The sequence below is a fragment of the Aquibacillus rhizosphaerae genome, assembly GCF_030282825.1.
GTDB classification, from domain to species: domain Bacteria; phylum Bacillota; class Bacilli; order Bacillales; family Amphibacillaceae; genus Aquibacillus_C; species Aquibacillus_C rhizosphaerae.
Genome location: NZ_JASTZU010000037.1, coordinates 73,156 through 88,149, shown reverse-complemented (window position 1 = coordinate 88,149; position 14,994 = coordinate 73,156). Strand labels below are relative to the sequence as shown.

At 35.5% G+C, this 14,994-nt stretch carries 15 protein-coding genes; 5 read left to right on the top strand and 10 right to left on the bottom strand.

What is annotated here, in order from left to right:
• Positions 1-139 precede the first annotated feature (139 nt).
• The 3 genes from QQS35_RS11855 to QQS35_RS11845 form a co-directional block, all read right to left on the bottom strand.
• Positions 140-940 carry an SDR family NAD(P)-dependent oxidoreductase gene (locus tag QQS35_RS11855; protein ID WP_285932360.1) on the bottom strand — a complete coding sequence of 267 codons (801 nt, stop codon included), beginning with the start codon at positions 938-940 and terminating at the stop codon, positions 140-142.
• Positions 941-1,041: 101 nt separating this feature from the next.
• On the bottom strand, positions 1,042-3,648 hold the full coding sequence (adhE, locus tag QQS35_RS11850) for a bifunctional acetaldehyde-CoA/alcohol dehydrogenase (RefSeq protein WP_285932358.1): 2,607 nt from the start codon (positions 3,646-3,648) through the stop codon (positions 1,042-1,044).
• A gap of 55 nt (positions 3,649-3,703) precedes the next feature.
• Positions 3,704-3,940 (bottom strand): hypothetical protein, encoded by a 237-nt coding sequence (locus QQS35_RS11845; RefSeq protein WP_285932357.1) that lies wholly within the window; start codon positions 3,938-3,940, stop codon positions 3,704-3,706.
• Between the two features lie 177 nt (positions 3,941-4,117).
• Here QQS35_RS11845 and ltaE point away from each other — a divergent pair, with 177 nt between their 5' ends.
• Entirely contained in the window at positions 4,118-5,140 is a 1,023-nt protein-coding gene (gene ltaE / locus QQS35_RS11840; RefSeq protein ID WP_285932356.1) for a low-specificity L-threonine aldolase, read from the top strand.
• Positions 5,141-5,362: 222 nt separating this feature from the next.
• Positions 5,363-6,493, top strand: a complete 1,131-nt coding sequence (locus QQS35_RS11835) for a sensor domain-containing diguanylate cyclase (protein ID WP_285932355.1) — start codon at positions 5,363-5,365, stop codon at positions 6,491-6,493.
• Between the two features lie 115 nt (positions 6,494-6,608).
• Here the strand turns inward: QQS35_RS11835 and QQS35_RS11830 are convergent, their stop codons facing one another.
• Positions 6,609-7,031, bottom strand: a complete 423-nt coding sequence (locus tag QQS35_RS11830) for a pyridoxamine 5'-phosphate oxidase family protein (protein WP_285932354.1) — start codon at positions 7,029-7,031, stop codon at positions 6,609-6,611.
• Between the two features lie 290 nt (positions 7,032-7,321).
• On the opposite strand from QQS35_RS11830, the gene ytzI reads away from it, so the two are divergent.
• On the top strand, positions 7,322-7,483 hold the full coding sequence (ytzI, locus tag QQS35_RS11825; protein WP_285932353.1) for a YtzI protein: 162 nt from the start codon (positions 7,322-7,324) through the stop codon (positions 7,481-7,483).
• Between the two features lie 47 nt (positions 7,484-7,530).
• Here the strand turns inward: ytzI and QQS35_RS11820 are convergent, their stop codons facing one another.
• Both QQS35_RS11820 and QQS35_RS11815 read right to left on the bottom strand, forming a co-directional pair.
• Complete coding sequence (locus QQS35_RS11820; protein WP_285932352.1) at positions 7,531-8,697, bottom strand: iron-containing alcohol dehydrogenase; 1,167 nt, start codon at positions 8,695-8,697, stop codon at positions 7,531-7,533.
• A gap of 545 nt (positions 8,698-9,242) precedes the next feature.
• Positions 9,243-10,145 carry an SDR family oxidoreductase gene (locus QQS35_RS11815; RefSeq protein WP_285932351.1) on the bottom strand — a complete coding sequence of 301 codons (903 nt, stop codon included), beginning with the start codon at positions 10,143-10,145 and terminating at the stop codon, positions 9,243-9,245.
• Between the two features lie 247 nt (positions 10,146-10,392).
• Here QQS35_RS11815 and QQS35_RS11810 point away from each other — a divergent pair, with 247 nt between their 5' ends.
• Positions 10,393-11,277 (top strand): TetR/AcrR family transcriptional regulator, encoded by an 885-nt coding sequence (locus tag QQS35_RS11810; RefSeq protein ID WP_285932350.1) that lies wholly within the window; start codon positions 10,393-10,395, stop codon positions 11,275-11,277.
• Between the two features lie 29 nt (positions 11,278-11,306).
• Positions 11,307-12,749 carry an MDR family MFS transporter gene (locus QQS35_RS11805; RefSeq protein WP_285932349.1) on the top strand — a complete coding sequence of 481 codons (1,443 nt, stop codon included), beginning with the start codon at positions 11,307-11,309 and terminating at the stop codon, positions 12,747-12,749.
• Positions 12,750-12,900: 151 nt separating this feature from the next.
• On the opposite strand, the gene QQS35_RS11800 is transcribed toward QQS35_RS11805, so the two are convergent.
• The 4 genes from QQS35_RS11800 to QQS35_RS11785 form a co-directional block, all read right to left on the bottom strand.
• Positions 12,901-13,620, bottom strand: coding sequence for a YqcI/YcgG family protein (locus QQS35_RS11800; RefSeq protein ID WP_285932348.1), 720 nt, complete (start codon positions 13,618-13,620; stop codon positions 12,901-12,903).
• A 56-nt stretch (positions 13,621-13,676) separates the two neighbouring features.
• Positions 13,677-14,309, bottom strand: coding sequence for a LysE family transporter (locus QQS35_RS11795; protein WP_285932347.1), 633 nt, complete (start codon positions 14,307-14,309; stop codon positions 13,677-13,679).
• A gap of 118 nt (positions 14,310-14,427) precedes the next feature.
• Positions 14,428-14,667, bottom strand: coding sequence for a hypothetical protein (locus tag QQS35_RS11790; protein ID WP_285932346.1), 240 nt, complete (start codon positions 14,665-14,667; stop codon positions 14,428-14,430).
• 1 nt (position 14,668) lies between these two features.
• On the bottom strand, positions 14,669-14,926 hold the full coding sequence (locus QQS35_RS11785; protein ID WP_285932345.1) for a DUF1292 domain-containing protein: 258 nt from the start codon (positions 14,924-14,926) through the stop codon (positions 14,669-14,671).
• Between the last annotated feature and the right edge of the window lie 68 nt (positions 14,927-14,994).

The following is a 14,994-nucleotide window of genomic DNA, read 5'->3' as shown; positions in this document are numbered from 1 at the left end:
CCCAGAGCTAGTTATTAATTCCTGCTAACTGGTTTTCTAGGTAAATCACTTACATTCTGAAAGACACCATAGAACTATACTAGACTATACTTGGTCTTTTAGTTGTTATTACTAGCTTACAATTAATGATTGAAATTAATTAACGCATCACGGCTCCTCCTGAAATTTTCACGGATTCTCCAACAATATTTGAAGCTGCATCTGTAAGAAGGAAGGCAATCGTATTAGCAACTTCTTCAGGTTTAGTAATTCGTCCAGAAGGGAGCCCTTTATTCGCAAGCTCGTATTGTTCTTCAAAACTACGATTTTCTCTCTTCGCTTTGCTTCTAATAGCGTTTTGGCCCATATCTGTTTCCACATAACCTGGACATACTGCATTTACTCTAACGTCATGTTCAATAGCTTCGAGTGCAAAAGCTTGGGTAAAGCCAATTAATGCAAATTTCGAACCACAGTACGCGGTCCCGCCAAATGTTCCTCTTAATCCTGACAGGGAGGATACGTTAACAATCGCGCCTCGTTTATTTCGCTTCATTTTTTTGAAAACTTGTTGCGATAAAAGGATTGGCACAGTGTAATTGATATGCATGATTTGTTCTAATTCTGCTTGTGGTAACTCCTCAACTATATCTCCACCTAGGCTACCGGCAGAGTTTACTAATAAATCAACATCACCTATTTCTTTTTCCGCTTTAGATATAAGGCTATCTCGGTCTTCTTCGATACTTATGTCTGCAGAAATACTTAACACTACTGCTTCTGGATTCTGTTCTAGAATTTGTTTCTCTAACTGTTTTAATCTTTCCTTGCGTCGTCCCGTAATCGTAATCGAAGCACCCATACTTGTTAAAAGAAGTGCTGTTTCATATCCTATTCCACCTGTAGCTCCTGTAACTAAAGCATGGTGTCCTTTTAATGACTCATTTGTAAACAACCCCATATTTATCACCTCTATACATGAAATTCTTTTTCAAATAAAAAAATCCTCCCTAATTAAGGGAGGAAAATCTATATAATTTGGGAGAGGAAATATTACTAGTATTAAACGCCTTTAAATGTATTGCGATATACTTCAGCAAGTTCTGTTACTAAAGGAAGTTTAGGATTTGCTGTTGTACATTGATCTTCGAATGCACGATCTGCTAAATAGTCTACTTTTTCTTCAAAGTCTTTTTTGCTTACGCCGTTTTCTGCAATACTCATTGGAATGTTTAATTCTTTAGCGAGTTTGATGACTGCTTGCACTAAGCTCTCAACGCCTTCTTCGGTTGTTCTAGCCGGTAAACCAAGAATTTTAGCGATTTCAGCATAACGTTGGTCTGCAATAAAGTGCTCATATTTAGGGAATGCAGCAAATTTCTTAGGCTTTCTTGCATTGTAACGAATGACATGTGGCATTAATATTGCATTTGCACGGCCGTGAGCAATATGGAACTCAGCACCTAATTTGTGAGCAAGGCTATGGTTTATTCCTAAGAATGCATTGGCGAATGCCATACCAGCAATTGTAGATGCGTTATGCATTTTTTCGCGTGCTTTTTCATTTGCTCCATCTTTGTATGCAAGTGGTAAATATTCAAATACTAACTGAATAGCTTTAATAGCCAGTCCATCTGTATAGTCATTTGCCATATTAGAAACATAAGCCTCGATTGCGTGTGTCAATACATCCATTCCTGTATCAGCAGTTACTGTTGCTGGAACGGTCATAACGAACTGTGGATCAATGATTGCTACATCTGGTGTTAACTCATAGTCTGCAAGTGGATATTTAATATTATTTTCTTTATCGGTAATAACAGAGAATGATGTAACTTCAGATCCAGTACCTGATGTAGTCGGAATCGCTACAAATTGTGCGCGTCCACCTAATTCAGGATACTTATAAACTCGCTTTCGAATATCTAAGAATTTTTGTTTTAAACCATTAAAGTCTGTATCTGGATGTTCGTGGAATAACCACATTCCTTTTGCCGCATCCATTGCAGATCCACCACCAAGTGCAATGATTACATCGGGTTGGAACGCATCCATTGCTGCAGCACCGCGCATAACAGTCTCTTTTGATGGATCAGGTTCCACATCAGAGAATATTTCACAATGAACATAATCAGGACGTTTACGTAAGTTATATAAAACTTTATCAACATAACCGAGCTTAACCATCATTGGGTCTGTAACAATAAAGGCTTTAGAAATTTTAGGCATTTTTGCTAGATATTGAACAGAGTTTTTCTCAAAGTAAATTTTTGGTGGAATCTTGAACCATTGCATATTAACATTCCTTTTCGCCATCTTTTTCACGTTTATTAAGTGTACAGCTCCAACATTCGTAGATACAGAGTTTCCGCCATAAGATCCACAGCCTAGTGTCAATGAAGGCATGTAGGCATTATATATATCACCGATTGCTCCCTGAGAAGATGGTGCGTTAACTATTAAACGACCAGCTTTCATTCTTCTACCGAATTGATCAATGACTGCTTGGTCTGCAGAGTGAATGACAGCTGAGTGTCCAAGGCCACCAAATTCAAGCATTTCTTCCGCTCGTTTTAACCCCTCTTCGGTGCTAGTTGCTTTGAAACAAGCGAGTACAGGGCTAAGCTTTTCTCGAGATAATGGATGATCAGGTCCTACGCCTGTTAATTCGGCTACAATAATTTTTGTATCCTCAGGAATCGTAACTCCAGCCATTTCAGCAATTTTTACAGGTTTCATACCCACTATAGAAGGATTAACCGCACACGTATTTTCATTTATAACTAGTTTTTCAACTTTTGCTTTTTCTTCTGCATTTAAGAAATAGCAATTATTGTCTTTCATTTCTTGTTTAACAGCTTCATAGATTTCTTTATCAATAATAACCGCTTGTTCAGAAGCGCAGATCATTCCGTTATCAAATGTTTTTGATAAAATTAGATCATTCACTGAACGTTTGATGTTTGTAGTTTTTTCAAAGTAACATGGCACGTTACCCGGTCCAACCCCTAATGCAGGCTTCCCAGAGCTATAAGCGGCTTTCACCATGCCTGCTCCTCCAGTAGCTAGAATTAAAGAAATTCTATCATGATTCATTAACGTTTGTGTTGCTTCTAGTGAAGGTGTTTCAATCCATTGAATGCAGTGTTCTGGTGCTCCAGCCTTCACTGCTGCTTCATAAAGAACACGTGCAGCAGTAGAGCTGCTTTTCTGTGCTGATGGATGGAATGCAAAGATAATAGGGTTTCCAGTTTTTATTGAAATAATTGATTTGAACATCGTTGTTGATGTTGGATTTGTTACTGGTGTAACCCCAGCTATAACCCCGATAGGCTCAGCAATTTCTACAATACCATCATGTGGATTTTCATTGATAACACCAATTGTTTTATCGTATTTCACATTATGGTATATATATTCTGTAGCAAAAATGTTTTTAATTATCTTATCTTCATAAACACCACGACCAGTCTCTTCAACGGCTAGTTTTGCTAGTTGCATATGCTGATCGAGTCCTGCTAAAGCCATTTCTTTAACAATACGATCTACCTGTTCTTGATTCAGGTTTTTCATCTCTTTCAGTGCTTTTTTTCCGTTATCAACCAAAGTGTCAATGCTTTGTACTACCGTATTTTCTTGCTCCGTTTTTTTGTTTACTTTAGTAGCCATGTTAAACCCTCCATTTTCATTTTTGTGAAGTATTGAGCATGTAAACCCAAAAAAACTAATCTTCGCTTATTACCGATGGGTTCCGGGGGATCTTTAAAAAAGAAACATCTTTATACATTCTGGCATTGGTTTTGATGTTAACTACAAATTTCTTTGTCCAAATGTAGGTAGGCATTTCCTTTTTTTCATCAAACAACATCGCTTCGAATTCGTCACCAATTTCTTCTTCAAACGTTTCAAGTGTATAGATATCGGTGTCTGTACCAAAGTTTTTCCAATCGTATAAGATCATATTTTTTCACCCCTTCGCTCTTTATAAATTTATAATAACAGGTGATAGCGTTTACAAAATGTGGTAATTGTGACAAGTTTGTGAAACTATTCACAAAATAGAGGTTGAGCGGAATTTACCAATGATAGCTTCTTGTGTAGTATCATATATAAAAGATATTTAAGAGGAGGTAACGCGATGATTGACTTGCGAAGTGATACTGTCACGAAACCATCAAAGGCAATGAGAAAGGCTGCTTATGAAGCGGAAGTAGGTGATGATGTTTATGGAGAGGATGCCACTGTAAACAAGTTGGAGGAGACTGCGGCAGAAATATTAGGCAAAGAATCAGCATTATTTGTAACGAGTGGTACACAAGGCAATCAAATTGCAGCATTGACCCATTGTAAACCGGGTGATGAAGTTATCTTAGAAGCAAATGCACATATATTTTTATATGAAGCTGCTGCGTTTTCTGCCCTAGCTGGTGTTCAATCAAATCCTATACAAGGGACACGAGGTGCAATGAATCCAAAAGATGTTGAAACAACGATTCGCAAGGACGATATTCATTTTCCTGATACTACGCTAATCTGTTTAGAAAACACACACAACAAGGCTGGTGGAGCTATAGTACCATTAGAAAACATGCGAGAAATTTACTCTATAGCAAATAGAAATAATATTCCTGTTCACTTGGATGGGGCTCGACTATTTAATGCGTCCGTAGCGTCAGGGATTTCAGTTAGAACCTATGCTAAGTACACGGATACGGTTCAATTTTGTTTATCTAAAGGACTAGGTGCTCCCGTTGGTTCGATAATTGCCGGTGATAGGCAGTTTATCGCAAAAGCAAAAAAATGGAGAAAACGACTTGGTGGTGGTTTAAGACAAGCGGGAATCATTGCGGGACCAGGTTTAGTAGCGCTAACGGAAAATGTAGAGCGTCTTGTGGAAGATCATGATTTTGCCAAAAAGTTAGCCAATGGCCTAGCAAATATAGATAAATTACAAGTGGAAAATAAAGTAGAGACAAACATCATATTGGTTAATGTGAAAAATACTGGTTATTCAGTGAATCAATTCCTAGAAGAATTAAAGTCACGAGGTATACTAGCAGGTGCTTATGGTACTAATTCGATTCGCTTTGTTACTAATTATGATGTAACAAAAGAAGACATTGAAAAGACACTAGTTCGAATACAAGAAATTGTTTCTTAGCTTAATCGATGTATGCCGAAGGATTATTAATTGACGTTATACGAATTATGCTAAATTAGTAATTATAATAGAAATTATAACTAAATAAGTTAATTAAAGCGTATTGCCTCCAATAATTCTGAATAATAATAAAATTAATTAAATTTTGTGGATAATAATGGTTAATAAATACTTATTGTCATGTATAATATACGTATCCGTCACGGAATGGGGGCAATATCCGTGTTTAAATTTAGCCAAAAAGGTATTGTTACAAAAGATATAAGAATATACGCTTTTTTTAAAACACTAAAAGTAGTTTGTATTCTTTTTCCGATATTTATGATTTTAAATTTTATATATGTTGAAGCAACTGATATTAATTCTGTTTTACTAAAGGTGTTGGCAGGTTTTTTTATGTTGTGTTTGTTTTTTTATTTTTTTTATACAAATAATGTAAAAAAGGAAATTGGTTTAAAAAGCTTTTCCTCATTGTTTCACAATGAGTTGCTGTTTTCCTTTTCCATTGATAAAAACGGGATTATTCAAGATGTTAACAAAAAAATCGAAGTTTATTTTGGAGTTAAACGTGAGTATTTAATTGGGAAAAATGTAAGTATTTTTTTTGTGGAAAATGATTATAAAAGAAATGAAGCATCCTTTTCCTCTTGTTTGGCGGGTGAAACAAAACGCTGCGAAACTTCTGTAGTTCATCCGGATGGACGAATATTTGATGTTGAGCTAATGGCAGTTCCTGTAAAGGTGAACAATAAAGTGGTTAGTATTATAGGAATGTTCCATGACATAAGTGACCGAAAGAAATTGCAAGAGGATTTGAAAACGTTAGCAAACCAAGATGGATTAACGGGTATAGCTAATCGACGATCTTTTGATCAAACTTTAGACGAAGAGTGGGAACAGGCAATCATGAAAGAACATCCTTTATCTGTCATATTAATCGATATTGATCATTTCAAAAAGTATAATGATTTATATGGTCATCTCAAAGGTGATACGTGTTTAAAGACCATTGCTAAGATTTTGCACGATACTATAACTGTAGAAGGTGGACTAAGTGCACGTTATGGCGGAGAGGAATTTGTAGTCATTTTACCAGGAATAAAACGAACTGATGCCGTAATGATTGCCAATCGCTTGAGAATGAATATAGAAGAATTTGCATTCCCGCATCAAGGATCATCGACCAGTGACTGTGTGACCATTAGTGCAGGTGTAGCGGGGTATATTCCGAAAGATGAGGAAGCATCTGACTCACTATTAGAATTAGCAGATAAGGCACTTTATAAAGCAAAAGCAAATGGTGGTAATCAAGTTTGTATAGGAAGAGTAGAAGATAAGATAGAGGTTATCTAATAGGGCTATTTTACATATCTATACTCTCTGTTAAACAATGCAACAGCGAAATTGAAATTCAGAAGACCCCTACTGTAGCAGCCTTCTGATTAAAATAGGTAATTGGAACTGATTATTATAATTCTAGTATTTGTGGCTCTGAATTAGTTGTGTTCATCAACCTTATTTTTGTTGGAACAATTTTCAAAACGGTGTAGCTTGGGTCTTCAGGTCCGTTAAACCATGGCTTTAGCTTATCATTCCATAACTTTTCTTTTATATTTTGATTATCATGGATCTCTGCTTGCCCTTCGATTTCTATATATTTATCGTTAATTCCATCATAAGTATAACCGAGCAATATGTGTACATTAGGATTCTTATTAATATCATCCACTTTATGTGTCTCTCTATCTGTAGCTGTATATAAGGTGAAATTATCATTGAAGAACGTCATGTAGCGTGAAAAGGGTTTATTATCTTTTACTGTTGCAAGAGTACCTAGTTGGTGATCGTTCAGTATTTCTTCAATTTCTTTTTTGTTAGCTGTTTGTACCATTTAGTTCACTCCTCGAAAATATGTTTAAGGCTTAAATAATCTTTTTATTATGAGATGATTGAAAAGGTATTATGCATCGTTTTAATAACAAAAAAGAAAAGTGTATAACTAACTATTAGCATATGTCAGGTTCGACTAGAGCCGAATAGCCCGCCTGAGTCCTTAAATCAATAGTCCGCTATATGGGAGAAAACGCTACTCTGAGAATAGCCTTAAGTGCCCTAGGGTGAGCTAAGTACTTGGGGTAAGGGATGATAGATGGATTAGAATAGAAAGTAAGGGGTTTTTTTATGATAGCAGTTATTGTGGTGTGTGTTCTAGTAACCATGTTTGTTCTAGTTCTTTCTTTGATTACGATAAATAAAGGCTACGCCTACCAACATACGGTTGACCCATTACCATCAAAAAACAATAAAGAGAATCAGGAAACAAACGATGAAGAAAAGAAATAACTAGTAAAGTAAAAACCTGAACCTCGTAAAGGTTCAGGTTTTTAAAATTATAGACTAGCTTTATATATAGAAATGGAGTCTTCTTTTGTTAGTTTTTTAAAGTTACCAAATTCAGGTGAGGCACTAACTGTTTTTTCTGCCATTACCTCAATGCTATCCTCCGTAATATCGTAGTCAGCTAAACGTGAAGGGGCATCAATACTACTCCAAAAAGAACGGAGTTTGTTAATGCCTTCAAGTCCAATTTCACGATCTGATTTACCATCAGGATTCACATCAAATACGCGCATTGCCAACTTTTTAAAACGAGATACATTTGCGTCAATTGTATGCTCCATCCAATTCGGGAACAATATTGCTAATCCGCCTCCGTGTGGGATGTCGTGTACTGCTGATACTGCATGTTCGAGGTTATGTGTCGCCCAGTCGCCGTGATAACCCATATTTACCATGCCGTTAAGCGCCATTGTCCCATTATATAAAATAGTTGAGCGATGCTCATAACTTTCTAAGTTCTCTAGTAATTTTGGAGCAGTTTCAATTACAGTTCTCAAAATCGCTTCTACCATACGATCTTGAAGTAACGTGTTTGTTTCATGATGGAAATAATGCTCTAACGCATGTGACATCATATCAACTATTCCATAAATAGTTTGGTCTCTTGGAACGGAAAATGTATTTACTGGATCGAGAATTGAAAATCTTGGATATGTGTAAGGGCTACCCCATCCATGCTTTTCGTTTGTTTCCCAATTTGTAATAACAGATCCGGCGTTCATTTCAGAACCTGTGGCAGCAAGAGTTAATACTGTCCCAAATGGTAATGCATCTTCAACTGCTGCTTTTTTTGTAACGATGTCCCAAATATCATGTTCTGATTTTGCGCCCGCAGCAATTGCTTTTGTACAATCAATCGTACTTCCCCCACCTACAGCAAGGATAAATTCAATACCTTCTTCTTTGCATAACTTGATACCTTTTCTAGCTGTTGTTACTCTCGGATTTGGTTCAACGCCTCCAAGTTCAAATACAGTTGCACCTATTTCAGACAAATTCGCTTTAACATCTTCATAAAGCCCATTACGTTTAATGCTTCCTCCACCATAGACTAACAATACCTTTTTTCCGTATTTTGGTACCTCTTCTTTTAATTGTTCTAACTGGCCTTTTCCGAAAATCAATTTTGTAGGGTTAAAATATGTAAAGTTTTGCAAGTTTCATCACCTCGGCAGGAATTTATATGGATAGTTTGTCCGACTACCCACTATTCATTAAAGTAGATTTTTGATGAAAAGTAAAATTATAACGCATCAAATAATAAAAAAAATTATAAAAAAATAGTCTCTTTCGTAAATATTGTTGCTTTAAAGCCGTCGAACTCGATGTAAAGTTTGCACTATGAATGTTTAATTTTTATGCAATTCTAATCTGTAGCAATATTGATTGACTGTAATACTCCGCTTTTCACGGGCATGGCTTCAGCTAACTCAGAAGAAAAACGCTTCTGAGTGGATCTTCAGCTCGTGGGACTACGATTACTCGCCCCACCCTAAAAGATTTGCTATCGAGGAGGCTCAGCGCGAGCCCACGGAAAGCGTAGTGTATTTCCGAAGGGTGATGGATGAAACACTAATCTAACGAACTATACAGGAAATCAACATAGCAGTTAGTGCATACTTTATATATCATCTGTCGTAAATAACAATTTATTAGAAAATAGCAAAAAATAAGGCTACACCTAGTGTAGCCTATACAATACTTAGGAACTAACCATAGTCCCGCCATTGACGTGAATAACTTGACCTGTAACATAAGAAGAGTCTTTTGATGCTAGATATACATATGCAGGTGCTAATTCATAAGGTTGGCCTGCTCGCTTAAAGGGTACATCTGTCCCGAAATTTTCAGCAATGTAATTTGCCGAAAAGCTAGCTGGTATAAGTGGTGTCCAAATTGGCCCTGGTGCAACGGCATTTACACGAATACTCTTTTCTGCTAGGTTCTGAGATAAAGCCCTTGTAAACCCAACTATTGCTCCTTTTGTTGCAGAGTAATCCAATAACTTTTTATTCCCCTCATAAGCGACAATTGATGCAGTATTTATGATGGAACTTCCTTTATCCAAGTATGGCATAGCTGCTTTACATAAATAGAAGTAGGAATAAATATTTGTTTTAAAGGTAACATCAAATTGTTCACTCGTTATATCTATTAAATTATCTTGAGGAAATTGAACGGCATGATTATTCACTAAAATATCAAGTTTTCCAAAGTATTGGATGGTTTGTTTAATAACTTGTTTACAATTATCCTCGTTTTTTAAATCACCAACTAATAGGTAACACCTACGACCTACCTCTTCAATTCGATGTTTTGTACGAAAAGCATCCTCGTTTTCATACTCATAATAATAAGGAATAACAATATCTGCACCTTCCTTGGCAAAAGCAATTGCAGTAGCAGCACCTATACCGCTATCTCCTCCTGTAATAATCGCTACTTTATTTTTTAATTTATTAGCACCTTTATATTCTTTATCTTCAACGATAGGTTTCGGTACCATAAGGGATTCAATTCCTGGTTGTTGTAATTGGTGCTGAGGTGGAAAGTTTGATGGAATATTTTCTTGATGACCAATCGGTTGATTATAATCAAAATTCATGGCTGTTCCTCCTTCTAAAATAAACACTCCTTGTTTACGATATTCAATCATATCTTTTAGGTGTTTGTTGTGCTAAACAGATACTTTGACAGTAACCTATCGTTATATTTATAATTTTTGTTATGTGCAATAGAACTGAACGGTTCTCTAACGACTTATAAGTCACTAAATTATTTACCTAGTTGTAAAATGCCCATGTTTTAAAACAAGATGCTGTTAATATTAATGAAGAATTAGGTGATGTATTATGAATCAGAAACGCACTGAAATTATGGAAGCTGCAATTAAACTATTCTCTCAAAAAGGTTATTTCTCTACCTCTATGCAAGAAATTGCATCGGGTTGCGGAATCTCAAAAGGGTCTTTATATAAAAACTTTGAGTCAAAAGAAGATTTGCTAATTCAAGTTTTTAAATATAATCATGACAATATGTTCAGTAAAGCTAAATACATAAATATTGATAATTCTCTTGTGCCCAAAGAGAAATTACGAAATATGATTATTATTGAGTTCAAAGGGATCTTGGAAAATAAAGACTACTTTAATTTAATTTCAAAATCATTACCAGTCGATAAAAATAAACAATTTGGACCAGTAATGCGTAAGATTAGAGCAGAGATGATTGATTGGCATAAATCAGTGTTGATTCAAGTTTATGGGTCTAAAATTGAACCGTATATATGGGATTTAGTTATCACTTTACAGGGGTTGCTAAAAGAATATATTCATCTATTAATACATGAAAAAATTAATGTAAATGCAGAACGTGTTGCTGACTTTGCTGTGTTTAGTATTGAAGCAATGATTAATCAAGCGGATCATATTATTCCAGTATTAACGAATGAAATGATGAAAGAATTTGAGGAAATGGCAGAAAAAAACAACTTGGTATCCGAAGAAGACCTGGTTACTGAATTATTGTATCAATTAAAGCAGAGAATAAAAGATGTTACACAGGATGAAAAAATCAGAAATGATATTGGTTCGACTATTGCTCTTTTAGAAGAAGAGTTAAAAAGTACGGAGTCTAGAGTATTTTTAATCGAAGCATTAATAGAGTATTTAGGAAAATGGTCAGCATTTTCTAAGGAAGTTAAAGCGTTACAAATGTTACTGATTGATAATCGATAGTTTTAAGGTTAAAGGGGATGAAAAATATTATGGAACAACAAAAAGAAGGAATACAAAATTTAAACATAAAATTAATTGTTGCCGTTCTACTTACAGGTGGTTTTGTGTCAATACTGAACCAGACTTTAATGGCGACAGCCATCCCACATATAATGGAAGACTTTGGGATAACGGAAAACACAGCACAGTGGTTAACAACAATTTTTATGCTCGTTAACGGCGTAATGATCCCGATTACTGCTTTTTTAATTGAAACATTTACGACACGCAAGCTATTTATTTCCGCAATGTCTATATTTACAATTGGTTCAGTCGTTTGTGCAGTTTCACCGACCTTTGGTGTACTGATTTTCGGTCGGGTTATTCAGGCTAGTGGTGCAGGAATCATGCTACCATTAATGATGACAGTATTTTTCACAATTTTTCCGATTGAAAAGCGTGGAGCTGCGATGGGGTTAGTTGGTTTAGTTATATCTTTCGCCCCCGCGATTGGACCTACTTTATCAGGTTATGTTGTTCAAAACTATCCATGGCGGGTTTTATTTTATATTATTATCCCTATTGCACTAATTGATATCTTATTTGCCTATTTTGCTATGAAAAATGTTACGAAGCAAACTTTTCCTAAAGTAGATATTTTATCGATTATACTATCTTCAATCGGATTTGGTGGATTGTTATATGGATTTAGTAGTGCCGGGGATTATGGTTGGCAGAGTATATATGTCATTGGTTCTATAATCATTGGTGCTATTTCGCTTACGATATTTATATTAAGACAATTTAAATTAACACAGCCTATACTTGAATTTAGGGTGTTCAAAAATAAAACTTTTACAATTACTACGATAATTGGAATGATTGTATTTATGGGGTTGATTGGTTCTGAAACAATTCTACCAATCTATATGCAACGAATGGCTGGATTTACTCCATTAGAATCAGGAATAATGATTATGCCTGGAGCAATACTAATGGGCATTATGTCGCCGATAACTGGACGGATATTTGACAAGATTGGTGCGAGGTGGTTGACCATAACTGGCTTGACTTTAATGACAGTGACGACATTTCTGTTTACGAACTTGTCAACATCCACTTCACTAACCTACTTAACGATTGTATTTGGTATTCGTATGTTTGGAATGTCAATGGTAATGATGCCTGTAACAACTGCAGGCCTGAATTCATTGTCATTAAACTTAATACCACACGGTACGGCGATGAATAATACAATGCGTCAAGTTGCAGCATCAATTGGAACAGCTATCCTTGTTACTGTCATGACAAGTGCGGCCTTAGACACAGGAGCAGATGCTACCCCTAGTGAATCCATTCATGGTGTTAATATTGCATTTTATGTAGCGACAGGCCTTTCCTTAATTGGTTTGGTATTATCATTTTTACTTAAAGGAACTACTCCGGCTGAAGAACGTGCTTCCCAACAGGCAAAAGAGGAAGCTAATACTTAACAAGAAGGAGTTGGGAGCTGTGTACTTAAACGTATGCAGTTCTTTTAGTTGTGTATAAGCAGGAGACTTTGCAAAGTTATTACCAGTTCTCTAAATTTATTAAGCGAAAAGTCAAGGAGTCCATGATAGAAATATGGGCTCCTTGACTTTTCTAATGAAAAGGACATTTGGATTGTTTTGATTGATCATCCCGCAAGAAATACTGGTCTGCTTCGTAGTTATTTTCTTCTCCATATTCTTTTAAGGATGGATGTGGCGCTATTGAATCATAATTGTTTAAGCGTTTTCGAATCATCCTTTTCACTGCTTGTGAGTTTGGTTGTGTTTTGAATTTTTCAAAAACTGAGCGAGGGGTAATAGCTAAGTTGAAATATGGAAAGCTTCTGCTACGCCTCTTAACATGACTTGGTGTAGCGCAAAACACAAAATAACGTTCCTCATGAAAGCAAAATTCCCAAAGAGGATGCTGCGCATGTTTAGGTATTTCCTTCGGCCACTCTTTTTCATCTAACAAACTAACTTCATTTAATAGATTCCAGAATTTGTCTTCATATGAAATAACATTTTCTTCATCAGAATTATCCTGATGGTTGAAAAAAATAATTAGTGACGTATAATCGCCAATAGTTTTATATTCTAGGCTATATTGTTTCAATATCGCTGCAACTTGTGTAGCAGTTGAAGTATCGTTTGGATGATTTATGAATCCATATCGAAATTGTCCTAAATGTACTCCTTGCGTTGCTGGAATACATGGGAACATGATTTCCTTAGTAGATAACATTTCGTAAAATGTATGATATGCACGTAGTTCCCATTCTTTGAAGTTAAACATGTTATGATTTAGTTGTGCTTGGGTAAATAAATGCACAAGTAGCACCCCTTTCTAAGATAACTTATTAAAAAAGGGCGAAAAGGTGACACACACTATGAGTTAAATAAAAGATTGCATGCTTGGATTGCAAAATAAATGCCAAACCCAACAAGAGATAATCCGGACAATGCTGAAATACATACGAGAACTCGATCGGTTAAGAATTTGCGAAAACTACTCGACACAATTGCCATTGTAAAATCCCATAACAGTAAACCAGTAATAATGGCACTACTATATAAAGCCAGATGTGTAGCATCATATTTAGAAACTGTCTGTGCTAGCACAGATCCATATATCCCTAGCCAAAAAAGAATGGTGAGTGGATTGGATAACGACAGGAAAAAACCAGTGAAAAATGTCTTTAATAGGGAACTGGTTTTGTCACGCTTGTCCACCATAGATATTTTATTTACATGTAATAAGCTTTCAATACCTGTATAAATTAAAACGAAACTCCCAAATGACCAAAGGAATGTTTTCATTAAAGGTATTTCTAAAAAACTAACCACTCCAAAATAAACTGCTAACATGTAGATAAGGTCAGCGCTAATAGACCCTAACCCAATAAACCATGCATGAAGAAATCCATTTTTTATCCCTTTATCTAATTGGGCTGCATTAATCGGTCCTATTGGTGCAGCTAGAGATAATCCAAGAAATATATAGCTGAAAAAAATACCCATGACATTCTCTCTCCTTTAACGAAAGCTTGTATCATTCTATTCAGAAAAAAATTGAAATAATACAGAATAAAGAAGAAATGATTAAAAGGCACACTGCATATAAAGCAGTGTGCCTTTACTAGTTAGTTTTTTTAGTGTGTATTTCTGTTAGTAAACCTGTTGCGTATTGAAGTAAATGCCTTTCTTCAATGTTTGCTGGATCAATTTGTACATTAGTAATCAAATGCTCCAAACTATTCATGTGAATTTCATCTCTTTCTCGAGAGTTACTGTATGAATGGTTATCACCAATTTCTATTGATTCTCTCGCATCAACTACTGCTTTAACTGCATAAAGTAAGCTACTATCCAAATTCAAGTTACATTCCTTCTCCATTTAAAGTTTTTTCATATTCCTGAATGATGTCTTGCATCTCTTCGTCGGATACATCTTCAAGGGTTTCTTCATCACCTTGACGAATTATTTTACTAACTAATAATTCATCCCCATCTGAGTAGAGAACAAATTCAGCTTTATTCATTTCAATAACTGCATCTACCATAAAGGTCGTTTCATTACCTTGGTCGTCTTCAAATATAATTGTATCTTCTGAATGTATATCATTTTTTTCTTCCACTACATTATTCCTCCTCTTCACTGATACTTTAGGTTTTGCTAGATAGATGAAGCTATACAATAAAAGTG